Here is a 24587-nt window from a genome sequence, read left to right as displayed (position 1 = left end):
GTCACTAGTTTGTCACGTCCGGCGCGGGGTTCCGCCGCCGAGGTGCCGGTGGGCAGTTTCTGTGATTCTCCTGATGATCTCGCCGCCAATTGGTGGTATCCGGTCCGACTTTCGTAAACTCATCCGTTGTGTCATTTGTCGACGGCGTCCTAGCACGCGTTCCCCAGCCTTTTCGGGCTCTCGCGTTGCGGCATCACGAACTGATCAAGTTCGCGATTGTGGGCGGCACCACCATGATTTTCGACCTCGCGATCTTCTATTCGCTGAGCCTGACGATTCTCGAAGAGAAGCCCGTTGTCGCAAAAGTTCTGTCCGGAATTCTCGCGACGGTCCTGAGTTACATTCTCAATCGCGAATGGTCGTTCAAGAACCGTGGCGGGCGTGAACGTCACCACGAGGCCCTGCTGTTCTTCACGATCAGCGGGATCGGTGTGCTCCTCGCGGCGGCGCCGCTGTGGATCGCCAACAACGTGTTCGACATCCGCGCCAGCCAGGAGAACCTGACCACGCTGGTGGTCGTCGACTTCGTGCTCAACTACATCATCGGAAACCTGCTGCAGATGGTGTTCCGCTTCTGGGCACTCCGCCGGTTCGCCTTCCCCGACGAGAACGTGCACATCATCGATCCGGACCTCGTCGACGAGGCCGTCGAGGAAGAGTTCGGCCACTCCTGATCGTCAGCGCGGTTCCCGGATCCCGGTGACCCGCGTCGGCACGTGCTCGCGGGCGATGGGAACGAAGATCGCGAACAGGGCCGGGCGGCGACGCTGCAGTTCCAGCCGGCCGCCGTCGGCCTCGATGAGCGCACGGGCCAGCGCCAGGCCCACACCGGTCGAACCGGCCCCCGAGAATCCGCGGTCGAAGATGTGCGGCGCGAGGTCGTTGCTGACCCCGACTCCTTCGTCCGACACCTCGACGCACACCATGGTCTCGCGGGGCGACGTCTCCTCGCCGGGCGTCCTGAGATTCTGACCCTGGATCAGGCGCACCGCCACGGTGCACGTTCCCGCCCCGTGCATGAGTGCGTTGTCGACGAGCACCGCGACGGCCTCGCGGAGCCGGGAACCGGTGGTCGACGCCATCACGTTCGTGTCCCCGCGCAGCAGCAACTCGCGGTCGGCGTCTTCGAACGGACGCTTCCAGTCCGCGATGACCACGCCGAGCTCCCGGATCACCGACACCTGGGTCTCGGTGCCGCTGCTGCGTGACGAGCGGACCAGTTCGTCGATCGCGATGGTGAGACGGTCCACCTGCGCCATCGCCTCGTCGGCCTCGACCACGACCGCGGGGTCCGAGTGCACGGACAGCTCGTCGAGCCGGAGTCGGACGGCTGTGAGGCGGCTGCGGAGCTGATGGGAGACGTCCGCGACGAGCGCGTGTTCGCGCTGCAGCCGTCCCGCGATCTCGACGGTCGCGGAGTCCAGGACGTCGGAGACGCGGTCGAGTTCGGGGATGCCGTGACGCCGGGTGTCCGGCCGGAAATCGCCCTCCGCGAGTCGGGCCGCCCGGTTGGCGACGTCCCGCAGTGGATCGGCGAGCCGCTTCGCGGTGACGTAGGCGACCACGGTGCCTGCGGCGATGGACACGAGCACCAGCAGCGCGACGGCACCGACCGCCTGGCGTTGCTGGGTGCGCATCTCGTCGGACGGCACCTCGAGGCGTAGCGAACCGGATGTGCCCATCGCGAGTGATTCCACGAGAGGCGACTGCACGGACGATTCGCCGATGTCCACTCGCGCTGCGCCGTCGTCGGTGGTCGGGTAGACCACCACCAGGCGGCCCCCGGCGGGCGTCAGCAGACGCAGGGAGTTCGTGTCGAGATCTCCCTCGACGACGCCGTTGACGCCCTCCTGGGTGATGATCTCCGTCGCCATCCGATCGAGCCGGACCTGGAGATCGCTCCGGTTGAAATCCTCGACCCACAACCACGCCGTGTAGATGAGCGGCACCCCGAGCAGCAGCGCCGTCAGGATCACGACTGCGAGGATCGACTGGAGAATTCTGCGGCGCACTACCCCGCCTAGTCGGTGTTGATGCGGAAGCCGACGCCGCGGACCGTCGCGATGCGACGCTCCGCGGCGGGGCCTTCGTCACCGATCTTCCGGCGAAGCCACGACATGTGCATGTCGAGTGTCTTCGAGCCGCGCAGTTCCACGTCGCCCCAGACCTCCGCGAGGATGGTGTCGCGGGACACCACCTGCCCCGCGTGCTCGAGCAGCACCCGGAGAAGCTCGTACTCCTTGTTGGCGAGGGCGATCTCGGTGCCGTTCACGAGCACCCTCCGGGCTGCCGGCTCGAGCCGGATGCCGCCGACCTCGACGACGGAATCCTCGCCGCCGCCGCGACGGCGCAGCAGGGCGCGCACCCGTGCCATCAACTCCGCCAACCGGAACGGCTTGCCCACGTAGTCGTCGGCGCCCGCGTCGAGTCCGACGACGAAGTCGACTTCGTCGGTGCGTGCGGTGAGCATGAGCACCGCCAGTTCCGAACTGTGGGCGCGTACCTGCCTGCACACCTCGAGACCGTCCATCCCCGGGAGTCCGAGGTCCAGGATCAACAGGTCGTACGCTCCGTCGAGCGCCTGCTCCAGCGCTGCCGGGCCGGTCTGCTCGATGGTGACGTCGTATCCCTCCCGGCCCAGTGCCCGCGACAGCGGGGCGGCAATGGCTTCGTCATCTTCGGCAAGCAATACAGCAGTCACCTCCACAGCGTACGGAGGTGCGAAGACGGCTGTGACCGGTTACCAGCCTTTGCCGGTGTCGGCGTCGCCGCGCGGGTCGTCACGCTCCCGTTCGCGGTGGAGATCCATCGCGTCGAACACCTGGTGATAGAGCAGCGAGTGGACGCGCTGCACGTCGGGGATGTCGTCGAATTCCAGTGGATCGTCCGAGGACGACACGATGACCAGCGTTCCGGTGCGCAGCATCCGGTCGAGGAGGCCGTGCCGGAACTGGACGTTGCTGATGCGCCCCATCGGAATGTCGATCCCGGTGTGCGTCATCACACCCTGGCGGATGAGGACACGCCGGTCGGTGACGATGAAGTGGGTGAACTTCCAGCTGAGAAACGGCGCGACACAGCGCCATACGACGAGGCCCAGCCATGCCACGAGGACGACGACGAGCACGACGTTCAGCGCGGAGCCGTCCAGTTTGTTCTCGGCGAATCCCGCCGCGAAACCCGCCACAGCCGTCGCCAGCAGAAACGTGACGGCGGGGAGCAGCAGCATCTTCCAGTGTGGATGACGGTGAAGCAGCAGTTCCTCGTCCTCGGCGAGGGCGTCCTCCGGATATCCCATGCGAAGAGTGTGCCTCTATCGCATGCGGCTGAGCACTATCGGGGTGATGACGATGATGATGCCGTACAGCACCATCCACACTCCGACCACGATCACGAACACCTCGAGCGACAGTTCGGGCTGCAGGAGAACGAAGCCGCCGGCGACGACGCTGATCACGCCGAGCACGATGGTCAGCCCACGATCCGCGACCGAACCCGAGGCGCCTTCCACGATCTCGAGCACACCCCGGAACACCCACCACGCACCGACGACGAGCGCGATGATCACGACGGTCTGGAGGGGGCTCCTCAGCACGAGGAACGCCAGAAGTATTGCCAGGGCGCCGGATACGCCCACCAGGGTCCGCGCGGCTGCCCCGGCCTCGACGTCGGCGAACGCCCGGATGATCTGGACGATCCCGAAGCCGAAGAACTGGATGGCGATCAGGACCGCCAGCACTGTGAGCGTCACGTGCGGCCACACGAGCACCGCGATGCCGAGACCCAGTGTGAGCAGACCGAGCACCACCGTGAGACCGGTCAACGTGCGCCGGGCTGCGGTGACGGAGGACTCCGGAATTGAGGTACTCATGTACCACAGTGTCGCACTACTCGGTGCGCACCGGGCGTAAATGTGTGATGTCACCTGCGGCGACGGCGATCGTGCCGGGCTGACCGTCGGGGGCGATCACGACCCGGCCCTCCGCGTCGACGTCCGTTGCGATGCCGATCAGTTCACGCCCGCCGGGCAGTTCTGCGCGCACTCGCTGGCCGAGCGTGCCGCAGCGGGCGCGGTAGGCCTCGGCGAGTTCCGTGACGTCCCAGTTGGCGTCGTGCCATTGCTGCCAGCGATCGGCGATGGCGCGCAGCACCGCCCGCACGAGGGTGTCGCGGTCACTGACCTCGGCACCTTCGAGGACGAGCGACGTGGCGTGCTCGACGGGCAGTTCGTCCCTCGTGAGACTCACGTTGAGACCGATTCCGACGACCACCGCGGGATCCGGTGCGGTGGCGGACACCTCGGCGAGGATGCCGGCGACCTTGCGGCCGTCGATGAGCACGTCGTTGGGCCATTTGAGTTCCGCAGGAACCTTGGTGGCAGCGCGGAGCGCGTCGACGACGGCGACACCGGTCAGCAGTGGCAGCCACCCCATGTCCTGGACGCTCATCCCCGGCATCGTCAGCAACACGGAGACCGCGATCTGCGCCTGCGGCGGACTCACCCAGGCGCGTGAGTGGCGGCCCCGGCCGCTGCCCTGGAATTCGGCGAGCAGCACGTGCCGGTCGCAGTTCGACGTCGCGGCCCGCGCGAGAAGATCGGCGTTGGTGGACCCGGTCTCCTGCACCACGTCGAGCCGCGCCCAGAACCTGCGGGTGTCGCTGTCGTCGTCACCTCGGACGAGCGCCGCGCGCAGATTGTCGGCGTTGAGAGGGGGTCGGTTCAGGTCGGTCCACATCACCACAGCCTAGGACGAGCTGTAAAAGGTACTGGTCAGTAGCCGGGTCCGGGCAACCCGCCGCCTGACCACCTCCCTTGGCAGAAGCTCGCCGGCTCTCGTTAAGCTGACCTGTCATGACCACTGTTCAGGAGCCGAGCGCGGCGGAGTCGGCGAGTACGCCCGATATTCACACGACGGCGGGAAAGCTCGCCGACCTGCGTAATCGTCAGGCCGAGGCGCAGCACCCGAGCGGTGAAGCCGCGGTCGAAAAGGTCCACGCCAAGGGCAAGCTCACCGCCCGCGAACGCATCACCGCCCTGCTCGACGAGGGCAGCTTCGTCGAACTCGACGCCCTCGCCCGGCACCGCTCGGTGAACTTCGGCCTCGCCGACAACCGCCCCGTCGGCGATGGCGTCGTCACCGGCTACGGCACCGTCGACGGCCGCGACGTGTGCGTGTTCTCCCAGGACGCCACCGTCTTCGGCGGCTCCCTCGGCGAAATCTACGGCGAAAAAATCGTCAAGGTCATGGACCTCGCCCTCAAAACCGGGCGCCCCCTGATCGGCATCAACGAAGGCGCCGGCGCCCGCATCCAGGAAGGCGTCGTCTCCCTCGGCCTCTACGGCGAAATCTTCCACCGCAACGTCCAGGCCTCCGGGGTCATCCCGCAGATCTCCCTGATCATGGGCCCCGCCGCCGGCGGCCACGTCTACTCCCCCGCCCTGACCGACTTCGTCGTCATGGTCGACCAGACCTCCCAGATGTTCGTCACCGGCCCCGACGTCATCAAAACCGTCACCGGCGAAGACGTCACCATGGAAGATCTGGGCGGCGCGCACACCCACATGGTCAAGTCCGGCGTCGCCCACTACGTCGCCTCCGGCGAACAAGACGCCCTCGACTACGTCAGGGACCTGCTGTCCTACCTGCCGTCCAACAATCAGGCCGCGGCCCCCCGGATGCTGCCCACCGACCCGATCACCGGCTCCATCGACGACTCGCTGACCGCCGAGGACCTCGAACTCGACACCCTCATCCCGGACTCGGCGAACCAGCCCTACGACATGCACGAGGTCATCCGCCGCATCCTCGACGACGACGAATTCCTCGAGGTCCAGGCCGAACGCGCCGGCAACATCGTCGTCGGCTTCGGCCGCGTCGACGGCCGGAGCGTCGGGATCGTCGCCAACCAGCCCACCGTCTTCGCCGGCTGCCTCGACATCGACGCCTCCGAAAAAGCCGCCCGCTTCGTGCGCACCTGCGACGCGTTCAACGTCCCCATCATCACCCTCGTCGACGTCCCCGGCTTCCTGCCCGGCACCGACCAGGAATACAACGGCATCATCCGCCGCGGCGCGAAACTGCTCTACGCCTACGGCGAGGCCACCGTCGGGAAGATCACCGTCATCACCCGCAAGGCCTACGGCGGCGCCTACGACGTGATGGGCTCCAAGCACATGGGCGCCGACGTCAACCTCGCCTGGCCCACCGCCCAGATCGCCGTCATGGGCGCCTCCGGCGCCGTCGGCTTCGTCTACCGCAAACGCCTCCTCGAGGCCGCCAAGAACGGCGACGACGTCGACGCCCTGCGCCTGCAACTGCAACAGGAATACGAGGACACCCTCGTCAACCCGTACGTCGCCGCCGAACGCGGCTACGTCGACGCCGTCATCCCCCCGTCCCACACCCGCGGACAGATCGTGGCCGCCCTGCGCCTCCTCGAACGCAAGATGGTCACCCTCCCGCCCAAGAAGCATGGGAACATCCCCCTATGACCGCTATCACCGAGGACGACGTGCGCACCGCGACAGGTTCGGACGCGACGTCGTCAGTCAACGGTTCCGCAGCGGACACCACGCTCGCGGACGGTGCGGCCACCGACTTGCCGACTGACACGGACGGGACAGCCGCCGACGCGGCCCGTGAGCCTTGCCTGAAGGTGGTCAAGGGCTCACCGTCCGACGAGGACATCGCGGCGCTCGTCGCGGTGCTGTCCGCGGTCGCCGCCGCCGGCAGCGGTGAACCGGATTCGCACGTCCCGCCCGAGTCCTGGGGCGCCCCGACGCGGATGCACCGGAGCGTCGCGCCGTTCTCGCCGTACGCGTTCCCGAACGTGTCGGCGTACCGGCGTTGATCAGGATCCGGTGACGTCCTTCGTTCTCGCCTCGGCTTCCCCGGCGCGGCTGGCTGTTCTGCGCAGCGCCGGGGTGGAGCCGATCGTGCGAGTCTCCGGAGTCGACGAGGATGCCGTCATCGCGGCACTCGGTGCCGACGCAGCCCCCGAGCACGTCGTCACCGAACTGGCCCGCGCCAAGGCCAGCGACGTCCTCCCTGTTCTCGCGCGGGACGGGATCTCGGACGCCGTCGTCGTCGGATGCGACTCCATGTTGCTGATCGACGGGTCCCTGCAGGGCAAGCCCGGAACCGTCGACGTCGCCCGCGCGCGGTGGTCGGCGATGGCCGGCCGTAGCGCGACCCTGCTCACCGGGCACAGCGTCCTGCGGATCGCGGAGGGCGCGGTGGTGGGTGACGCACACGATCACAGCGCCACCGTCGTCCATTTCGCGAGCCCGCCGGACGCCGATCTGGAGGCCTACCTCGCCACCGGGGAGCCACTGCAGGTCGCGGGCGCGTTCACTCTGGACAGCCTCGGGGGTTGGTTCGTGGACCGCATCGAGGGCGATCCGTCCAGCGTGATCGGTATCGGCCTGCCGCTCGTCCGGAGGTTGCTCGCGGAGGTCGGTGTCGGCGTCGCCGAGCTGTGGGCGTCGTCAGGCCGCGTCGACTGACTGTTCGTCGACCGACAGGTTCCGGCGCGGAAGCGTCAACGACGCCACACCGATAGCCGCCGCGACGGCCGCGATGATCCAGAGGATGCGGCGCTCTGCCTGGAGAAACGCCTCGCCTGCCGCTGATCGGGTCGATTCCCGTGCGGCTACCACAGCGGAGTCGGCGGTTTGCTGCTGAGCGGCGCCGAGCGCCGCACCCCCGGATGCCGGCGAACGGCATTCGTCGGGCACCTTCATCGGGGACGTGGACCCGAGTTGCTCCGTCGCGCAGCGCACGAACGTGTCCTCGGCGCGCGGGATCAGCGCCGGCGGCACCCCGGCCCCGGCGAGTTGCGCGGTCAACGCAGGCCGCTCGGCTTGCACCGCGTCCGCCGACTGCGTCGCGACGAGGTTGAAGAACACGACGCCGATCACCGCGAGGCCGATCGAACTACCCACCTGCTGGACGGTCGGGAGCAGCCCCGACACCGACCCGGCGTTCCGTGGTTGCACGGTCGCGAGGATCGCCGTCTGCAGTGGCGCCACGAACAGCCCTAGCCCGGCTCCCCCGATGAACAGCGGCCCGGCCAGCGCCGACCACCGCGGATCGGTGCCCTCGTGCTGCAGTTGCGCCGCCAGCACGACGAGGGAGCCGGCGAAGAGCAGCATCCCGAGAGGCAGGACGAGGTTGCCGATGCGCCGGTACACGGCAGCGGAGGCCAGCGCGGCGAGCCCGGTTCCCAGCGCCCACGGCAGCGTCATCACCCCGGCCCTGAGCGGGGAGAACCCGAACCCGAACTGCAGGGTGAGAGAGATGGTGAAGATCAACGACGTGAGAGTCCCGAAGAACACGAACGCGATGGCCGCGCCGAGCGAGAACGCGCGGTCGGTGAACAGCTCGAGGCGCAGAACGGGGTCGCCCCCGCGGCGCCCGAGCCGCCACTCGTAGACGACGAACGCGATCAAGACCGGTACCGAACACAGCAGCATCACCACGAGCGACGTCGGCCAGCCGCGTTCCCGGCCCTCCGCGAGCGGAAAGATCAGGAGGAACAGTCCGAGCGCCGACAGCACGGCGCCGCCCACGTCGAGCCGGCGGATGCCGTCCGGCTTCGCGTCGACGAGATAGAAGTAACCGAGGACCAGGGCCGCGAGCCCGATCGGGAGATTGACGAAGAAGATCAGCCGCCAGCCCCAGTCGAAGAGATCCCATTGGATGAGAAGTCCGCCGACGAGCGGACCGCAGATTGTGGCGAGCCCGATGGTCGCGCCGTAGATTCCGAATACGCGCGGGTGCGAGCGTTTCGGAAAGAGTCCCGAGATGATGGCGAACGTCTGAGCCGACATCGACCCCGCCGCGAGGCCCTGCAACGCCCGCGACACGACGAGCGCGGTCGGCGACTGGGCCAGTCCGCAGAGCAGAGAGGCAACGATGAAGACCGCCAGTGCGGTGAGGAAAACCCGTCGTCGGCCGAGCAGATCCCCCAGCCGCGCCGCTGTGATCAGCGAACATGCGAACGACAGCGTGTAGACGCTCACCATCAGCAGCTGCGCCGACACCGAGGCGCCGAGATCGACCGCGATGCTCGGAAGCGCGACGTTGACGATGGTCGCGTCCAGGAGTTGCATGAACACGGCGGCGAGACTGGTGGCCAGACCCAGCCACGGGACCCAGCGACCGAGTTCGCCTCGGTAGAGTGCGTCACGCTGAGTCACAAGCATCCGGACAGGCTAGCGGCTCGAACCTCACGGAATGCTGTGAGGTAGTTCAAAGGTTGCTGGATTTTACGCGAAGAACTTGCAGCGTGGAACCCTTTTGCCCGACACTTGACTGGACCGGGACCGACCTGTAATCAGTCTCATACTTCTTTACCTCTCGCGGTAAGGCACTCGGTGCCGCATCCTGTTGCGAGAAAGTCCGTGCCACCCCCGACCGAACTCGCAACTCGAATCCGACCAGGAGCCGCTCGATGGACTTGAACTTGATCACCCACTGGAAGCCAGAGCCTGGGAGGGTCGTCGAGTGGAAAGTCACGGACGCGAGTGCACGAGCGGCTGCCGAGGCGCCGGTGGATCCGGCACTGCCGACCACCATGCAGGAGAGGCACCTGCGCCGGGCTCGGCTGGCGGCGAACAACGGCGAGACGCAGTCCCCGTGGATCGGCATCGCCTTCGACTTCCCCGGTCACCTCGACATCGCCGCGATGACGCGAACCCTGGAGCGCTACGTCCTGCGGCACGACACGTTGCACAGCTGGTTCTCGTTCGAGAACGCGGACGCCGACCCCACGGACACCACCAATGCCGTCCGACGGCACGTCGTGCCCGCCGGCTCCATCGCGCTCACAGCGCACGAGGGCGAGACCCTCACCACCCCTGAGCAGGTCCGCGACCACGTCGCCGCGCGCTTCGCGAACGATACGAGCGCGCTGGCCTGGCCCGCATTCGTGTTCGGGGTGGTCGAGCACTACGACACCGGGGCGCCCGGGAGCGAGGACAGCTTCACCCTGTTCCATGCCGTCGATCATGCGCACACCGACATGCAGTCGATGATCCTCACGTTCGCCGAGACCCGGACCATCTATCAGGCCGAACTCGACGGCGAGGAGCCCGAACTGCCGGACCCGGGCAGCTACGTGGAATACAGCCGGCGGGAACGGGAGAAGGCGGCGACGCTGACCCTCGCCTCCCCCGAGGTCCACGGCTGGATCGGTCACCTCACCCGAAACGGCGGGACCTTCCCGAGCTTTCCCCTCGACCTCGGCGCTTCCGACGAACCCCAACCAGCCATCGGCAGCCGGTTCGACCTCGCCGACGCCGACGAGTGCGAGCGGTTCGGTGCCGTGTGCAAGGCCCACGGTTCCAACTTCATCGGCGGCGTGTTCGCGGCCCTCGCCATCACCGAACACGAACTGGTCGGGCGCGACCGCTACATGGCGCTCTCGCCCCTCACCACTCGCAACGACCCGCAGTTCTATTGGTCCCAGGGGTGGTTCATCAATCTCATTCCGGTCGGGTTCGCCCTCGAGGACGCCACGACGTTCACGGGCCTTGCCCAGCGCGCGCAGGACGCCTACCGGTCCGGCAAGGCACTCGGCGAGGTGTCCGTGCAGCAGGTGATCGACACCGTGGTCGCTCACGCCGGCCCCGAGGCGGTGTCGCAACACGCCACCACACTCGCACCGCCGCCGATCGTGTCGTACATCGACGGCAGGCGGTTGCCGCAGACCGAGAGTTTCACGTCGACCCGGGCGACCGGCATCGTCGGCGGCAAGGCCACGCAGATCGCGTCGATCTGGGTGAACCGCATGCTCGAGGGCACGTGGATGGCCGTCTCGCACCCCGATACCGAAGAGGCGCACAGGTCCGTGACCGCATATGCGGAACGGTTGTCGGCCATCATGAAAACCGTTGCCCGCGAGGGCGATTACACGGTGACATCGTTCGCGCCGGCGGCGGACTCCGCGACTGCCGCAGGGGTGGAGTAGTGCACGTCACGTCGATCGACCGGTACATGCTCGAACCCGGCCTGGTGACGGAATGGTCCGTCGCGCCGGGCAAGGTCTCCCCGTCCGCGGTGCCGCCGTCGTACAACCAGCAATTCCATCTCGACACCGCCCGCACCCACGGCGTCGGCCGAAGCGTATGGATGGCAGCAGCTTTCGACCTTCCCGGGCGACTCGACCGGGATGCTCTCGCGCAGGCACTGGTGCACTTCATCCGCCGGCACGACACGCTGCAAACCGGCTTCGACGTGAGCCCGGACGCGATGGCGCGCGTGGATCTCGACCCCGAGGACATCACCGTCGTCGCGTCCGAGTCCTCGGTGACGACGTCGCCGCACGAGCTCCGCGACCATCTGCGGTACCGGTTCACCGAGGCGTGCGACCCGCTGACGTTCCCCGCGTACCTGTTCGCCACCATCGAGCGCGACTCGCACTACACCGTGGTCAGTGCGTTCGATCACACTCTCGTCGACGGATACTCGCTCGTCATCGCGCTGGGCGAACTCCGGCAGATCTACCAGCGACTCACCGGGCTCGGCGGCTCGGCCGAACTCACGGAAGCGGACCTGACGAAAGAACTCGGCGATCCCGGGAGCTTCCTGCGGTACTGCGAACTCGAGGCCGAGACGCCCGTCACCGAGCTCGGCGACCCCCGGGTGCGTGAATGGGCACGCTTCTACGAACGCTGCGGCGGCACCGCGCCCAGTTTCCCGCTCGATCTGGGTGTCGAAGCGGGCAGGCCCGCACCACAGGGAGCGGACGTCCGCCCCCTCCTCGACGCCGCCGACACCGAGCGGTTCGAGGAAATCTGCCTGGACTCGGGGGGAAGCCTGTTCACCGGGACGCTCACCGCGATGGGCATGGCGGTGCACTCGATCAACGGCATCTCCCGGATGCCGTTGCAGTTTCCGCTGCACATTCGCCAGGACCCGCAGTGGGCCAATGCGATCGGGTGGCTCACGACGAGCGCGCCGCTGACGGTCGAACTGACCCCCGACTGCGACTTCCAGTCCTCCCTGGCGCACACCCACGCCTCGTTCCGCACAGCCCTCACGCTCAAGGGTGTGACGATGGCCCAGGTGCGGGAGGCGCTCGGTGACGGATACCGCCGCACCCGCACCGATGTGTTCATGGTCTCGTACATCGACTACCGCAGACTGCCCGGCACCGACGATCACGACGAGCTGAACGCACACCACATCAGCAACGTGACGGTCGCGGACGACGCGCAGTTCTGGATCTCCCGCACCCAGCGGGGTCTCGCGCTGCGGTCGCGGTTCCCGGAGACGTCGACGGCACGCCGCGCGGTCACGGAATTCCTGGTGCGGTTGCGGGAGATCATGCACGACATCTGCGAGAACGGCGTCACTCCCATCGCGGAGCTCACCAGTCAGCTGAACCTGGAAGGCACTCCGGTCGTCTGACCGCCGGAGGCTCGAACAGTCGCCGCCGCATCGCGCGGGCAATCTTGCCGGCCTCGACCTTGGCCCGCCCCGCGACGTCGCCTGCGAACAACTCGTCGACGCTGGACGACCACAGTTCGACCCAGCGGTCGAAGTGCCGGTCGGTGAATCCGTGCCGGCCGTGCAGCGCCCGGTGCACGGCGAACGCGCTGCCGCGGTAGACGGCGGTGCGCAGCAGGATCGTCTCCCAGAAGTCGCACATGACGGGCAGGTGGTCGTCGATGCCGATCACCGCGAGCGTCTCGAAGGCCGGTTCGAGGACCGGGTCGGCGAATGCCCGGCCGTAGAAGTGCCGGAGCAGCAGTTCCAGGTCGGCGCGCGTCGAGATGTCGGGCATGAGGCCTCCGTTCGGGTGCGAATCTACGCGCCCGGCCGGCCTCCCTCACCGTCCACGGAAGGTAAGTGTGAACGCCGGTCGGAAGAACCTCCGGCGTCCGCCTAGAATTGACGCCGTCCCCGTCGCATCTGCCCCAGGAGCCCACCCGTGCCCGTAGCGCCAGATCCCACCCAGTCCTTCGCCGAGTACGCCAACCCCGGTCGGCTCGTGTCGACGGAGTGGCTGTCCGCGAATCTGGGCACACCCGGCCTCAAGGTGGTGGAGTCGGACGAGGACGTGCTCCTCTACGACGTCGGCCACATCCCCGGCGCCGTCAAGGTCGACTGGCACCTCGACCTCAACGATCCGGTGACCCGTGACTATATCGACGGCGAGCAGTTCGCCGACCTGATGAGCCGCAAGGGCATCAGCCGCGACGACACCGTCGTGATCTACGGCGACAAGAGCAACTGGTGGGCGGCATACGCCCTCTGGGTGTTCACGCTGTTCGGACACGAGGACGTCCGTCTCCTCGACGGCGGCCGCGACGCGTGGATCGCCGAGAACCGGGACACCGCGTTCGACGTTCCCGAGACCTCCCCCACCGACTACCCGGTGGTCGAGCGCAACGACGCCCCGATCCGCGCGTTCAAGGACGACGTGCTCGATCACCTCGGCAAGGGTCCGCTGATCGACGTGCGTTCGCCCCAGGAATACACCGGCGAACGCACCCACATGCCCGACTACCCCGAGGAGGGCGCGCTGCGCGGCGGCCACATCCCGAGCGCGCTGAGCATTCCGTGGGCCAAGGCCGCAGCCCCCGACAGCCGTTTCCGCTCGCGCGGTGAACTGAACGAGATCTACGGCGGCGTGTCCGCCGACGACGACATCGTGGCGTACTGCCGCATCGGTGAGCGTTCCAGCCACACCTGGTTCGTCCTCACCCACCTGCTCGGTTACCCCAGCGTCCGCAACTACGACGGTTCGTGGACGGAGTGGGGCAACATGGTTCGCGTTCCGATCGTCAGGGGTGAAGAGCCGGGAGACGTTCCCGGCGCATCGTCATGACCGAACTACCCGATTCGCTTGCCGAGATCGTCGACGACTTCGCTGCCGTCGACGGCTCGGACAAGCTGCAGTTGCTGCTCGAGTTCAGCCGCGAACTGGCGCCTCTGCCTGCCGAACTCGAGCAGGACGCGATGGAACCGGTGCCCGAGTGCCAGTCTCCGCTCTTCCTGTCGGTCGACGACTCCGATCCGGAACACGTGCGTCTGCATTTCAGCGCGCCCGCGGAAGCGCCGACGACGCGGGGTTTCGCGTCGATCCTGCACCAGGGCCTGGACGGGCACAGTGCTGCCACCATCCTCAGCGTTCCGGACGATTTCTATTCCGCGCTCGGGCTCGCCGACGCCGTCAGTCCCCTGCGACTGCGCGGCATGTCCGCGATGCTCGCGCGAATCAAGCGGCATCTTCGCGGCTAGGCAGGGTCTGAACACACACTGATGGAATTCACCGAACTTGCCGACTACCCCGTTCCGGTGGGCGCGCTCACCGAGTGGTTGCCGTGCGCCCGCTCGGAATGGGTGGACGATCCCCGCCCGGCCTCGTACATCCACGAGGCGCACCTGCGCCGGTGCTCCGACTCCGGTGGTCGCGAATCCTGGCTGGGCACCGCCTTCGAGATCCACGGCACGCTGAACGTCACCGCTTTCCGGTCGGCGCTGGAGAAGTGGACCGATCGTCACGAGGTGCTGCGCTCCCACACGGCGTTCGACGCGGAGACCGAGCGCGTGCGCCGGCGCACCGTGCCGCAGGGCGGGCTGCACGTCGGGGTCGTCAGCCACGGGTACGACGCCGCCGGCGGCGACAACTTCGCGCACCTGCAGCAACTGTTCGACGAGTACGCCTCGCCGCACAGTTGGCCGTCGTACGTCTTCGCGACGCTCGAAACCGTCCAACGCGACCGATTCACGGTGTTCTTCGCGGCAGACCACTCGATCATCGACGGGTTCTCCATCGTGCTCGTCGCCCACGAGTTGACCACCCTGTACGAGGAGGCACTGTCCGGTCGCACGGCCAACCTGTTCCCCGTCGGCAGCTACATCGACTTCGGGCGTGAGGAACGTGAGAACTCCACCGACGCCGAGGTCAAACGGGAGGCGCTCGACGTGTGGCGGTCGGCACTCGAGGGACCGGGACTCCCCGAGTTCCCGCTCGAGGTCGGCCCGCGCACCTCGTACGCCCAGCAGAACCTGTCTGCCTGGATTCTCGATGCCGACCAGGCTGCGGCGTTCAACTCGGCGTGCCGCGAAGCGGATGTGGGTTTCTTCCCCGGCCTGCTCGCGTGTCTGGGGATGGCCGGGTCGGAAGTGGCGGGGCATCAACGCTTTCGGACGGTCACTCCGGTCCATACGCGGCATTCCCCGCAGTGGGCGTCCGCGCTGGGATGGTTCGTGGGTCTGAGCCCGATCGACTTCGAGGTGACGTCGGACGACTTCGCCGCCGTCGCCCGCGAGGCCGCCGAGAGCGTGGCCCGGACGAAACCGATCTCGGTGGTCCCGTTCGACCGGATCGAGAAGGAACTCGACATCCCCATCCGGCCGCGCTTCGTCGTCTCCTACATGGACGTCAGGTTCGTGCCCGAAGCAGGCCGCTGGCACGAGCGCAACGCCCGGGCGCTGCGGAGTCGGCAGTACACCCACGACGTGTACGCGTGGATCAATCGCACCCCCCGAGGCGTCAATCTGGCGGTCCGATATCCGGGCAACGACATCGCTGCCGCGAGCGTCCACACGTGGGTCGGAAGCCTCCGCCGGCAACTGGAACAGGTTTCAACCAGCTACCCATCGGTAGGGTTGCGAAGCGTCGGACAGCCCTGACCGGGAAAATTCGGTCCGGTGACAACACGGATCGGTTCGGTGCCTAGACTCCGAAGTGACGCCGTAAACGACCGCTGGTGACACCCACGGGAGCCACCGCGGAGACAGACCATGCGAACCACAGGAGGCTCAGTGCCCAGTCATGCCAGCGCGCACATCACGAAGGTGCTCGTCGCGAACCGCGGTGAGATTGCAGTGCGGGTGATCCGGGCCGCCGCCGATGCCGGCCTGGCCAGCGTCGCCGTCTACGCCGAACCCGACGCCGACGCCCCGTTCGTGCGCCTGGCCGACGAAGCATTCGCCCTCGGCGGGCAGACCTCCGCCGAGTCCTACCTGGTGTTCGACAAAATCTTGGACGCCGCCGCCAAGTCCGGCGCCGACGCCATCCACCCCGGCTACGGCTTCCTCTCCGAGAACGCCGACTTCGCGCAGGCCGTGATCGACGCCGGCCTGATCTGGATCGGCCCCTCCCCGCAATCGATCCGCGACCTCGGTGACAAGGTCACCGCCCGGCACATCGCCGAAAAAGCCAAGGCCCCGATGGCCGCCGGCACCAAGGACCCCGTCAAGAACGCCGACGAGGTCATCGCCTTCGCCCAGGAATACGGGGTCCCCGTCGCCATCAAGGCCGCGTTCGGCGGCGGCGGCCGCGGCATGAAGGTCGCCCACACCATCGAGGAAATCCCCGAACTGTTCGACTCCGCCACCCGCGAGGCCGTCGCCGCGTTCGGCCGCGGCGAATGCTTCGTCGAACAGTATCTGGACAAGGCCCGCCACGTCGAAGCCCAGGTCATCGCCGACCAGCACGGCAACGTCATCGTCGCCGGCACCCGCGACTGCTCCCTGCAACGCCGCTTCCAGAAACTCGTAGAGGAGGCCCCCGCCCCGTTCCTCACCGACGACCAACGCCACCGCATCCACACCTCCGCCAAGGCCATCTGCAAAGAGGCCGGCTACTACGGCGCCGGCACCGTCGAATACCTCGTCCAGGGCGACACCGTCTCCTTCCTCGAGGTCAACACCCGCCTGCAGGTCGAACACCCCGTCACCGAGGAAACCGCCGGCATCGACCTGGTCCTGCAACAGTTCAAGATCGCCAACGGCGAACGCCTCGACCTCACCGAGGACCCCACCCCCCGCGGCCACGCCTTCGAATTCCGCATCAACGGCGAGGACGCCGGCCGCGGCTTCCTGCCCGCCCCCGGCCCGGTCACCAAGTTCGTGCCCCCCACCGGCCCCGGCGTCCGGATGGACTCCGGCGTCGAAACCGGCTCGGTGATCGGCGGCCAGTTCGACTCCATGCTCGCCAAACTCATCGTCACCGGCGCCACCCGCGACGAGGCCCTGGCCCGCGCCCGCCGCGCCCTCGCCGAATTCCAGGTCGAAGGACTGGCCACCGTCATCCCGTTCCACCGGGCCGTCGTCGCCGACCCCGCCTTCATCGGCGACGGCACCTCATTCGACGTCTACACCAAGTGGATCGAAACCGAATGGGACAACCAGATCGAACCGTTCACCGGCACCCAGCCGATCGACGAGGACGAAACCCTGCCCCGGCAGAACGTCGTCGTCGAGGTCGGCGGCCGCCGCGTCGAGGTGTCCCTGCCCGGCCAGTTCACCCTCGGCACCGGCGGCGGTGCCGCACCCGGGGCGGTCCGCAAGAAGCCCAAGGCCCGCACCCGCGGCGGCGCCCACGGCGGCGCCGCCTCCGGTGACGCCGTCACCGCCCCCATGCAGGGCACCGTCGTCAAGGTCGCCGTCGAAGAAGGCCAACAAGTCGCCGAGGGCGACCTCATCGCCGTCCTCGAGGCCATGAAGATGGAAAACCCCGTCAACGCCCACAAGGCCGGCACCGTCACCGGCCTCGCCGTCGAACCCGGCGCCGCCATCACCCAGGGCACCGTCCTCGCCGAACTGAAATAGGCGCCAGCACCACTCGTGAGTCCTTCTCGGCCCCCGGGGTCGAGAAGGACTCACAGTAGTCTGTACGCATGTCTGACGTTCCCGAGATCCGTATCGGCACTGCCGAACGTGAGCAGGCCCTGAACGTATTGAGCGAACATTTCGCGGCGGGCCGTCTGACGGTCCCCGAGTTCGACGAGCGCAGTCGCGCGGTCACGAATGCCACCACCCGCGGCGAGCTCGATCGAGTGTTCACCGACCTCCCCGCGACCACGGTCGGCACGCCCGCCAAGGCCGAGTCGGCCGGCGCCGACAACGACCAGAACTGGCGCCGCATCGTGATGTCGGTGATCCCGCTCGTCGCTCTCGTGCTGTTCTTCGTCGTCCCTGTCGACAACAGCTGGCTGTTCTTCCTGATGATCCCTGCCGCCGGCGCCATCCTGTTCGGCACCCGCGACGACCGCCACGGCCGGGATCGCCGCCGAGACCGGGACCGCTGACGTGGAACCTGTCGAGGTCAATGCGGGTGGCTGGTACCTGCGCGCGCTGCGGGCTGACGAACGGGTCGACGATCGTCCGGCGCTCGCGGACGGTGGAATCGCCGAACCCGAATATGTCGCCCGCCGAACCGCGCAGTGGTTGAGCGACGAGCACTATTCGTGGGCGATCTGCCAGCCCAACACCGGCGAACTGCTCGCCGAGGTGGGGCTCACTCCGTCCGGGGACTCCGCGACCCTCACCGGCTGGGCGCGGACCGGCCACGAGGACGCGCTCGCGAGCGGATCGGATGCGGTGCAACGGTTTGCGGAGGGCGCGTTGGGGTTGACGGTCGAGCGGTGAGTATGCGATCCGTTCCGGTGGCAGCCCTCACCGCGCTGGCACTGGTCATGCTGCTGTCCCCCGCGTCCGCGACGCCGTCGGGTCCCGAGCATGCCGACAAGGTGGTGCACGCCCTGCTGTTCGCGGCGCTCGCGGCCGCCTCCCGGTATGCGCTTCTGACGCCACGGATCACCGTGCTCTGGCTCGCGGCGTTCGCGGTGATCACCGAGATTCTGCAGGGCGTGCTGCCGATCGGCCGGCACGGATCGGTCTGGGATCTCTGCGCCGACATGGTCGGCGTGGCGCTCGGCTTGTCCGCTCAGTCCGCGATCATGCGCTCCCGCAGCAGGGTCTGAACCCCGGCGTCGAGGCCGAGTCCGTCGGAGAAGTACCGCTCGACGGTCCCGTACTGCTCCCGCATGACGGCCAGGGACACCTCCAGATACTGCTCACGGACTCCGAGCACGGGCTCGAGCAACGCCGGATCTCCACCCGCGTCGACGAACTTCTCGAACACGCCCGCGAACGACGGAAGCAGGAGTTCGTTGGTCAGCAGGTAGTCGTGGAACACGTCTTCCTCGCTGACTCCGAGGAGCAGCAGTAGTGCCGCCGTGGCCCATCCTGTCCGGTCCTTGCCGGTGGTGCAGTGCACGAGAGCAGGAGTGTTGCTGTTCGAGGCCAGGCCGCCGAACAGCTCCCGGTAGGAGGAGACCGCGCTCGGCATCACGACGAAGTCGCGGTAACTGCCCTCGAAGTATTCGATCGCGCGCCCGCCGCCGAGTTCCCGTTCGGCGATCATCGGGTCGGCGATCACCTGGAGCATCTGCGCGGGAATCGACCGGATCCCCTTGTCGGCGAGCACGTCCAACGCAACCGCGCGGGCGCCGTCCGGGAGTTTGTCGGGTGCCGCGTCACGCTCGTCCGCGGTGCGCAGGTCGTACACCGTCCGGATCCCGAGACCGTCGAGCAGCGGCATGTCCGTGTCCGCGACCCGGCTGAGATCGGTCGAACGGAAGTACACGCCGGTGCGCACTTTCGCGCCGTCCCGGGTTCGGTAGCCACCGACGTCTCGCAGATTGGGCACGGACGTGAGCGGTATCGGCGTCATGCGTCGACGGTACCGCCCAGCACTCGGGCCAGTGCATCCACGGCGGCGTCGAGTTCGGCCGTCGTCACCGTCAGCGGCGGACGGAACCTGATCCCGCGCTTGCCGGTCGGCAGGATCAGCACACGCTCCCGGTCCCTGAGGTCGGCGACGACGCGGTCCCGCCGCTGCGGGGTGGGAAGCGTGATCGCGCACATGAGGCCGCGTCCCCGCGGCTCGGTCACCTCGGCGTTCGCGCGTGCGAGTTCCCGCAGTCGTTCGAGAAGATGCGCCCCGGTCATCCGGGCTCGGTCGACGAGCCTGTCCTCCTCGACGATCTCGAGGATCCGGCGGGATCGCACCATGTCGGTGAGGTTGCCACCCCAGGTGGAGTTGATCCGGGAGCTCACGGCGAACACGTTGTCGGGGATGTCATCCACCCGGCCGCCGGCCATGATGCCGCAGACCTGAGTCTTCTTGCCGAACGCGACGACGTCCGGGTGTACTCCCAATTGCTGGTACGCCCAGGCGGTGCCGGTGAGACCGCATCCGGTCTGCACCTCGTCGAATATGAAGAGGGCGTCGTTCTCCCGGCAGAGCGCCTCCATCGCCTGGAAGAACTCCGGGCGGAAGTGGTGGTCGCCGCCCTCACCCTGGATCGGTTCGGCGATGAAACACGCCACGTCCGAGGGGTTCTCGGCGAACGCGCGCCGCGCCTGGTCCAGCGCATGGCGCTCGGCTTCCACGACGTCCCGCCCGTCCGCGAGGTATGGGGAGTCGAGGCGCGGCCAGTCGAATTTGGGGTACCGCGCCACCTTGCCCGGCTCGGTGTTGGTCAGCGACATGGTGTATCCACTGCGCCCGTGGAACGCCTCGGTCAGATGGAGCACCTTGGTGCCGAGCGCCGGGTCGAGGCCTCGGCTCTCGTTGAGCCTGCTCTTCCAGTCGAACGCCACCTTCAGAGCGTTCTCGACGGCGAGTGCGCCACCGTCGATGAAGAAGAGATGCGGCAGCGCGGGATCGCCCAGCACCCGGGCGAACGTCTCGACGAACCGTGCCATCGGGACGGTATAGATGTCGGAGTTGCTCGGTTTGTTGATCGCCGTCGCTGCCAGTTCCCGGCGAAAGGCGTCGTCGTCCGCCAGTGCCGGATGGTTCATCCCCAGCGCCGACGAGGCGAAGAATCCGAACATGTCCAGATAGCTGGTGCCGTCCCGCTGGTCGACGAGATGCGTACCGCGTGAGCGTTCCAAGTCGAGCACCAGGTCGAAACCGTCGACCAGAATGCGCTCGCGCAGCACGTCGTGTACCTGGCTAGCCGGCAGCCCGCCCCCATCTCCGGTAAATCGAATCGCTGTGCTCATACCCAGAGATTACGTCAAAATTCCTGTGAACCGGCGACGATTCGGAAACATATCCGGCACATCGCTCACCTGTCGTAAAATGTTTGCAAGATAATGGTGCTGCGCGTGTGTACGTTGGCGGTGGCACGGATCTCCTGCAGCAGGTGTTCCAGCTCCCGTGGGGAGGCGACGCGCACCAGCAGCACGTAGCTCTCCTCCCCCGCGACCGAGTGACACGCTTCGATCGCGGGGAGGTTCCGCAACCGGGCCGGGGCATCGTCGGGCTGCGACGGATCGAGAGGGGTGATCGCGACGAATGCGGACAGACCGTGCCCGAGCGCATCCGGATCGATCTTCGCGGTGTACCCGCGGATCACTTTGCGGGCCTCGAGCCTGCGCACCCTGGACTGCACGGCGGAGATCGACAGCCCTGCCTTCTCGGCGAGTGTCGCCAGAGTCGCCCGGCCGTCGGCCACCAACTCCTGCATCAGTACCCGATCGATGTCGTCGAGAGGAGTATGGGGTGCGTCGCTACGAAAAGAATCCACCACCAGCGCAGGCTAGCCCAGCGGAGATGCCTCATGCTCGAAACGTCAGACCTCCGCGCCCGTCTTGCCCCGGCGCGGAAGCCGAATTCGAGGCGAGGGCGCCGGCGTACTTCTCCCACCTACCGCGGCTCGCCGAGACACTCGGCCGGCCCGTGCACGACCCGTTCACGCTCCATTGACAGCAGCAGGATCGAACCCGAGAGGACAGCATCGTGAACCTTCCCGCCCCCGAGGAGTTGTGCCGCCGCGCCGAGGAAGCACTGATCAGGTGCGGCGCCGAGATCACCGACGCCGGTGGACCGCTCGTCGCGCGCACCCCGATCACCGGGACCGAACTGCGCACGGTGACAGCGAGCAGCGCGGACGACGTGGACCGGGCGATCACCGCGGCGCACGAGGCCTTTCTCGAGTGGCGTACCGTCCCCGCACCCCAGCGCGGCGCGGTCGTGCGTCGCCTGGGTCAGCTTCTGACGGAACACAAGACGGATCTGGCGGAGCTGGTCACCCTCGAGGCGGGCAAGATTCCGTCCGAGGCGCAGGGTGAAGTGCAGGAGATGATCGACATCTGCGAATTCGCGGTCGGTCTGTCACGCCAGTTGTACGGCAGGACGATGGCCTCGGAACGTCCGGGACACCGGCTGATGGAGACGTGGCACCCGCTGGGAGTCGTCGGGGTGATCTCCGCGTTCAACTTCCCCGTGGCCGTGTGGTCGTGGAACACCGCCGTCGCGCTGGTCTGCGGTGACACGGTGGTGTGGAAGCCGTCGGACCGGACTCCGCTCACCGCAATCGCCTGCGATGCGCTGCTGGCGCGCGCCGCCCGTGACGTCGGTGCACCCGCGGGGATCCACGCCGTGGTCCAGGGCGCGGGGGACGTCGGTGAGCGTCTCGTCGACGACGCACGCGTGGCTCTGGTCAGCGCCACCGGGTCGGTGCGGATGGGTCGCGCCGTGGGTCCGCGCGTCGCCGCGCGGTTCGGCAAATGCCTGCTCGAACTGGGCGGCAACAACGCCGCGGTGGTAGCTCCGTCCGCCGATCTCGACCTCGCCGTGCGGGGAATCGTCTTCTCCGCCGCGGGCACTGCGGGCCAGCGATGCACGTCACTGCGGCGGCTGATCGTGCACTCGTCCGTCGCCGACGAACTGGTGCAGCGCATCTCTTCCGCGTACGGCCAGTTGAAGGTCGGGAATCCGTTCGACGACGGCGTCCTCGTCGGTCCGCTGGTGAACGGCTCCGCGTTCGAGGCCATGCAGACCGCGTTGGACAAGGCCCGCGCCGACGGCGGGACCGTCGTCTGCGGCGGCGAACGCAGCGGAGGTAGCGACTCCGCCTACTACGTCTCGCCCGCCCTCGTCCGGATGCCTGCGCAGACGTCGGTGGTGCAGGAGGAGACGTTCGCACCGATCCTCTACGTCCTCACCTACGACGACTTCGATCAGGCGATCACATTGCACAACGAAGTGCCCCAAGGCCTCTCGTCGTCGATCTTCACCACCGATCAGCGTGAGGCCGAGAGATTCCTCGCGGCAGACGGTTCCGACTGCGGCATCGCGAACGTCAACATCGGCACGTCGGGTGCGGAGATCGGCGGCGCATTCGGTGGCGAGAAGGAGACGGGCGGCGGACGCGAGTCCGGATCCGACGCATGGAAGGCGTACATGCGCCGCGCGACGAACACCGTCAACTACTCCGATCGACTCCCGCTCGCACAGGGGGTGGAGTTCACCTGATCGGCGGCGTCGACCGGCTACTCTCGGGGCGTGAGCAACTGGACCGAGATGGCGCGTGAGATTGCCGAGAACGTGTTGTTCCCGGTGGCCGACAGCGTCGATGCCGACGGCGAGATTCCCGACAGTCACTTCGAGACTCTTGCCGCCGACGGCTTCTACGGACTGGCGGCACCGGGTGAAGAAGGTGTGACGCCGTCGGTGCTGGTCGACGTGATGGAGACGTTGTGCGGCGGCTGCCTCGCGACGGCGTTCACGTGGATGCAGCATCACGGCGTCGTCGCCGGTCTCGCCGCGTCCCCGAACACGGCCCTGCAGGATCGCTATCTCGACGGACTCGTCGACGGCACCGTGCGGGCCGGTGTCGCCCTGGCCGGCGCGATTCCCGTCCCGCCCACGCTGTGGGCACGCAGCGTCGACGACGGCTACGTGCTCGACGGGGTGTCGCCGTTCGTCACCGGCTGGGGCATCGTCGATCTGCTCCAGGTGTCGGCGCGCGACGAATTCGACGACTCCATCGTGCATGTCATCATTCCCGCACAACCGCTTCGGGGACTCACCGCCGAGGAACTCCCACTGATCGCGGCCCGCGGGTCCAACACGGTCCGGTTGAAATTCGACGGACTCGCCGTGCCACGCGATCTGGTGAGTGCCGTCGTCTCCCCCGAGGATTTCGCGAAGAGCCAGCTGGTCGGGTCGTGGATCAACGGGTGCATGGCGATGGGGATCACCCGGCGGGCGATCAGCGAACTGGAGGCTCTCGGCGTCGACGCCGACCCGTTCGAAGAGCAGGCCGCGCGGGCACGACTCGACCTCAACGCCGCACTCGAAGGCCGGGCGGAGATCGCCGAAGCACGGGCCCGCGCTTCGGAACTCGCCATCCGCACCGCCACCGCCCTCGTCACGGCGAAGGGCAGCTCGTCACTGCTCGCCGGGAACACCGCCGAACGTCTCATGCGTGAAGCCACCTTCACGCTCGTCGCGGCGGGACGTCCGGCGATCAAGTCGGCGTTACTGCAGCGCCTGGGCCGCGACTAGCGGGTGTGGACCCTCAGGTCACCGAACAGTGTGACAAGCGTGATCGTCGATGTGCGGGCGCCGATCACGGCCGACCGGAGGTCGAGCTTCACGTCCCCGAACACGAGCAGGGCCAGTGTCTTCACGGCGAGCGACCAGCGGCCGGAACGCTTGGTGTCGCCGAAGATTCCGATGATCGTGGACTGAGGTCGCGACACCGGTGCCGTCGGAGCCTCGACGGGAACCAGCCGCCGAAGACGCTCGACGTCGACGTCACGTGACCAGACGATCGCGGCGTGCTCCGAATACTCCTCCCATGTGAGCTTTCCGTCTCCCACCCCCTTCTCGAGGCGGGCTTGCGCGGCCTCGCGGAGTCGGTCGAGTTCGTGGCTGTCCCCTGCAGCAGTCATGGCTCCACCGCAGCTGTCGGTGCCCTCGCCTACTGTGTGACGGCTCCACCCGTGACGCACCGCCCCTTCGACCGAAGCGAGACAACG

Annotated in this window: 26 protein-coding genes; 15 read left to right on the top strand and 11 right to left on the bottom strand. The window is 67.6% G+C overall.

The window, feature by feature from the left end:
- Positions 1-128: 128 nt before the first annotated feature.
- A complete protein-coding gene (locus RHA1_RS30795; protein WP_037179117.1) occupies positions 129-674 on the top strand; it encodes a GtrA family protein in 546 nt (181 codons plus the stop codon).
- Between the two features lie 3 nt (positions 675-677).
- Here RHA1_RS30795 and RHA1_RS30790 read toward each other — a convergent pair whose 3' ends face one another.
- Genes RHA1_RS30790 through RHA1_RS30770 form a run of 5 tightly spaced genes read right to left on the bottom strand, consistent with a single transcriptional unit; the run spans position 678 to position 4736 of the window.
- Positions 678-2012, bottom strand: coding sequence for a sensor histidine kinase (locus tag RHA1_RS30790; RefSeq protein WP_011598244.1), 1335 nt, complete (start codon positions 2010-2012; stop codon positions 678-680).
- An 8-nt stretch (positions 2013-2020) separates the two neighbouring features.
- A complete protein-coding gene (locus tag RHA1_RS30785) occupies positions 2021-2701 on the bottom strand; it encodes a response regulator transcription factor (protein ID WP_025432276.1) in 681 nt (226 codons plus the stop codon).
- 39 nt (positions 2702-2740) lie between these two features.
- Entirely contained in the window at positions 2741-3298 is a 558-nt protein-coding gene (locus RHA1_RS30780) for a PH domain-containing protein (RefSeq protein WP_009479501.1), read from the bottom strand.
- 15 nt (positions 3299-3313) lie between these two features.
- Positions 3314-3871: an HdeD family acid-resistance protein gene (locus tag RHA1_RS30775; RefSeq protein WP_009479500.1), complete on the bottom strand. Its 558-nt coding sequence runs from the start codon at positions 3869-3871 to the stop codon at positions 3314-3316.
- Between the two features lie 16 nt (positions 3872-3887).
- Entirely contained in the window at positions 3888-4736 is an 849-nt protein-coding gene (locus tag RHA1_RS30770; RefSeq protein ID WP_011598243.1) for a biotin--[acetyl-CoA-carboxylase] ligase, read from the bottom strand.
- A gap of 116 nt (positions 4737-4852) precedes the next feature.
- On the opposite strand from RHA1_RS30770, the gene RHA1_RS30765 reads away from it, so the two are divergent.
- From RHA1_RS30765 to RHA1_RS30755, 3 genes are read left to right on the top strand one after another with little or no spacing between them, the layout of a single operon-like run.
- Positions 4853-6493 carry an acyl-CoA carboxylase subunit beta gene (locus RHA1_RS30765; protein ID WP_011598242.1) on the top strand — a complete coding sequence of 547 codons (1641 nt, stop codon included), beginning with the start codon at positions 4853-4855 and terminating at the stop codon, positions 6491-6493.
- Positions 6490-6852, top strand: coding sequence for an acyl-CoA carboxylase subunit epsilon (locus tag RHA1_RS30760; protein WP_011598241.1), 363 nt, complete (start codon positions 6490-6492; stop codon positions 6850-6852). The genes RHA1_RS30765 and RHA1_RS30760 overlap by 4 nt, the downstream gene beginning before the upstream one ends.
- A gap of 10 nt (positions 6853-6862) precedes the next feature.
- The gene (locus RHA1_RS30755) at positions 6863-7507 is read left to right on the top strand and encodes a Maf family protein (protein WP_009479497.1); all 645 of its coding nucleotides are present in this window, start codon (positions 6863-6865) and stop codon (positions 7505-7507) included.
- On the opposite strand, the gene RHA1_RS30750 is transcribed toward RHA1_RS30755, so the two are convergent.
- A complete protein-coding gene (locus RHA1_RS30750) occupies positions 7490-9208 on the bottom strand; it encodes an MFS transporter (RefSeq protein WP_011598240.1) in 1719 nt (572 codons plus the stop codon). The two genes, RHA1_RS30755 and RHA1_RS30750, sit on opposite strands and share 18 nt — an antisense overlap.
- 248 nt (positions 9209-9456) lie before the next feature.
- Between RHA1_RS30750 and RHA1_RS30745 the strand changes: the two genes are divergently transcribed.
- Both RHA1_RS30745 and RHA1_RS30740 read left to right on the top strand, forming a co-directional pair.
- On the top strand, positions 9457-10974 hold the full coding sequence (locus tag RHA1_RS30745; RefSeq protein WP_011598239.1) for a condensation domain-containing protein: 1518 nt from the start codon (positions 9457-9459) through the stop codon (positions 10972-10974).
- On the top strand, positions 10974-12416 hold the full coding sequence (locus RHA1_RS30740; protein ID WP_011598238.1) for a condensation domain-containing protein: 1443 nt from the start codon (positions 10974-10976) through the stop codon (positions 12414-12416). Before RHA1_RS30745 ends, RHA1_RS30740 begins: the two co-directional genes overlap by 1 nt.
- On the opposite strand, the gene RHA1_RS30735 is transcribed toward RHA1_RS30740, so the two are convergent.
- Entirely contained in the window at positions 12376-12792 is a 417-nt protein-coding gene (locus tag RHA1_RS30735) for a group III truncated hemoglobin (protein ID WP_011598237.1), read from the bottom strand. The two genes, RHA1_RS30740 and RHA1_RS30735, sit on opposite strands and share 41 nt — an antisense overlap.
- Positions 12793-12939: 147 nt before the next feature.
- Here RHA1_RS30735 and RHA1_RS30730 point away from each other — a divergent pair, with 147 nt between their 5' ends.
- From RHA1_RS30730 to RHA1_RS30700, 7 genes are all read left to right on the top strand, one after another.
- Positions 12940-13839: a sulfurtransferase gene (locus tag RHA1_RS30730; RefSeq protein ID WP_011598236.1), complete on the top strand. Its 900-nt coding sequence runs from the start codon at positions 12940-12942 to the stop codon at positions 13837-13839.
- Positions 13836-14252 (top strand): SufE family protein, encoded by a 417-nt coding sequence (locus RHA1_RS30725; protein ID WP_011598235.1) that lies wholly within the window; start codon positions 13836-13838, stop codon positions 14250-14252. Before RHA1_RS30730 ends, RHA1_RS30725 begins: the two co-directional genes overlap by 4 nt.
- Before the next feature lie 21 nt (positions 14253-14273).
- Positions 14274-15650, top strand: a complete 1377-nt coding sequence (locus tag RHA1_RS30720; protein WP_011598234.1) for a condensation domain-containing protein — start codon at positions 14274-14276, stop codon at positions 15648-15650.
- Positions 15651-15782: 132 nt separating this feature from the next.
- On the top strand, positions 15783-17573 hold the full coding sequence (locus RHA1_RS30715; RefSeq protein WP_050787429.1) for an acetyl/propionyl/methylcrotonyl-CoA carboxylase subunit alpha: 1791 nt from the start codon (positions 15783-15785) through the stop codon (positions 17571-17573).
- A gap of 68 nt (positions 17574-17641) precedes the next feature.
- The gene (locus RHA1_RS30710; RefSeq protein WP_011598232.1) at positions 17642-18052 is read left to right on the top strand and encodes a DUF1707 SHOCT-like domain-containing protein; all 411 of its coding nucleotides are present in this window, start codon (positions 17642-17644) and stop codon (positions 18050-18052) included.
- Position 18053: 1 nt separating this feature from the next.
- The gene (locus tag RHA1_RS30705) at positions 18054-18392 is read left to right on the top strand and encodes a hypothetical protein (RefSeq protein WP_009479487.1); all 339 of its coding nucleotides are present in this window, start codon (positions 18054-18056) and stop codon (positions 18390-18392) included.
- Positions 18393-18394: 2 nt separating this feature from the next.
- Positions 18395-18727, top strand: coding sequence for a VanZ family protein (locus RHA1_RS30700; RefSeq protein WP_009479486.1), 333 nt, complete (start codon positions 18395-18397; stop codon positions 18725-18727).
- Here RHA1_RS30700 and RHA1_RS30695 read toward each other — a convergent pair.
- From RHA1_RS30695 to RHA1_RS30685, 3 genes are all read right to left on the bottom strand, one after another.
- Positions 18691-19479, bottom strand: a complete 789-nt coding sequence (locus RHA1_RS30695) for a tyrosine-protein phosphatase (protein ID WP_011598231.1) — start codon at positions 19477-19479, stop codon at positions 18691-18693. The genes RHA1_RS30700 and RHA1_RS30695 overlap by 37 nt on opposite strands.
- Positions 19476-20819: an L-lysine 6-transaminase gene (lat, locus tag RHA1_RS30690; protein WP_011598230.1), complete on the bottom strand. Its 1344-nt coding sequence runs from the start codon at positions 20817-20819 to the stop codon at positions 19476-19478. The genes RHA1_RS30695 and lat overlap by 4 nt, the downstream gene beginning before the upstream one ends.
- A 65-nt stretch (positions 20820-20884) precedes the next feature.
- A complete protein-coding gene (locus tag RHA1_RS30685; RefSeq protein ID WP_011598229.1) occupies positions 20885-21349 on the bottom strand; it encodes an Lrp/AsnC family transcriptional regulator in 465 nt (154 codons plus the stop codon).
- 209 nt (positions 21350-21558) lie between these two features.
- On the opposite strand from RHA1_RS30685, the gene amaB reads away from it, so the two are divergent.
- Together amaB and RHA1_RS30675 are read left to right on the top strand one after the other, a co-directional pair.
- Positions 21559-23076, top strand: coding sequence for an L-piperidine-6-carboxylate dehydrogenase (amaB, locus tag RHA1_RS30680; RefSeq protein ID WP_009479482.1), 1518 nt, complete (start codon positions 21559-21561; stop codon positions 23074-23076).
- Between the two features lie 30 nt (positions 23077-23106).
- A complete protein-coding gene (locus RHA1_RS30675; protein WP_081437485.1) occupies positions 23107-24111 on the top strand; it encodes an acyl-CoA dehydrogenase family protein in 1005 nt (334 codons plus the stop codon).
- Here RHA1_RS30675 and RHA1_RS30670 read toward each other — a convergent pair.
- Positions 24108-24500 (bottom strand): hypothetical protein, encoded by a 393-nt coding sequence (locus RHA1_RS30670; RefSeq protein WP_011598227.1) that lies wholly within the window; start codon positions 24498-24500, stop codon positions 24108-24110. The genes RHA1_RS30675 and RHA1_RS30670 overlap by 4 nt on opposite strands.
- Positions 24501-24587: the final 87 nt, after the last annotated feature.

The sequence above is a fragment of the Rhodococcus jostii RHA1 genome (genome assembly GCF_000014565.1).
Classification (GTDB): domain Bacteria; phylum Actinomycetota; class Actinomycetes; order Mycobacteriales; family Mycobacteriaceae; genus Rhodococcus_F; species Rhodococcus_F jostii_A.
This window is presented reverse-complemented; position numbering and strand designations above follow the sequence as displayed.

What these genes read in the sequence shown, in the direction of transcription:
- RHA1_RS30780 (WP_009479501.1), bottom strand. Translation starts at nt 3,298, where the DNA reads ATGGGATATCCGGAGGACGCCCTCGCCGAGGACGAGGAACTGCTGCTT.
- RHA1_RS30775 (WP_009479500.1), bottom strand. Translation starts at nt 3,871, where the DNA reads ATGAGTACCTCAATTCCGGAGTCCTCCGTCACCGCAGCCCGGCGCACG.
- RHA1_RS30770 (WP_011598243.1), bottom strand. Translation starts at nt 4,736, where the DNA reads ATGTGGACCGACCTGAACCGACCCCCTCTCAACGCCGACAATCTGCGC.
- RHA1_RS30765 (WP_011598242.1), top strand. Translation starts at nt 4,853, where the DNA reads ATGACCACTGTTCAGGAGCCGAGCGCGGCGGAGTCGGCGAGTACGCCC.
- RHA1_RS30760 (WP_011598241.1), top strand. Translation starts at nt 6,490, where the DNA reads ATGACCGCTATCACCGAGGACGACGTGCGCACCGCGACAGGTTCGGAC.
- RHA1_RS30750 (WP_011598240.1), bottom strand. Translation starts at nt 9,208, where the DNA reads ATGCTTGTGACTCAGCGTGACGCACTCTACCGAGGCGAACTCGGTCGC.
- RHA1_RS30745 (WP_011598239.1), top strand. Translation starts at nt 9,457, where the DNA reads ATGGACTTGAACTTGATCACCCACTGGAAGCCAGAGCCTGGGAGGGTC.
- RHA1_RS30735 (WP_011598237.1), bottom strand. Translation starts at nt 12,792, where the DNA reads ATGCCCGACATCTCGACGCGCGCCGACCTGGAACTGCTGCTCCGGCAC.
- RHA1_RS30725 (WP_011598235.1), top strand. Translation starts at nt 13,836, where the DNA reads ATGACCGAACTACCCGATTCGCTTGCCGAGATCGTCGACGACTTCGCT.
- RHA1_RS30720 (WP_011598234.1), top strand. Translation starts at nt 14,274, where the DNA reads ATGGAATTCACCGAACTTGCCGACTACCCCGTTCCGGTGGGCGCGCTC.
- RHA1_RS30710 (WP_011598232.1), top strand. Translation starts at nt 17,642, where the DNA reads ATGTCTGACGTTCCCGAGATCCGTATCGGCACTGCCGAACGTGAGCAG.
- RHA1_RS30700 (WP_009479486.1), top strand. Translation starts at nt 18,395, where the DNA reads ATGCGATCCGTTCCGGTGGCAGCCCTCACCGCGCTGGCACTGGTCATG.
- RHA1_RS30695 (WP_011598231.1), bottom strand. Translation starts at nt 19,479, where the DNA reads ATGACGCCGATACCGCTCACGTCCGTGCCCAATCTGCGAGACGTCGGT.
- lat (WP_011598230.1), bottom strand. Translation starts at nt 20,819, where the DNA reads ATGAGCACAGCGATTCGATTTACCGGAGATGGGGGCGGGCTGCCGGCT.
- RHA1_RS30670 (WP_011598227.1), bottom strand. Translation starts at nt 24,500, where the DNA reads ATGACTGCTGCAGGGGACAGCCACGAACTCGACCGACTCCGCGAGGCC.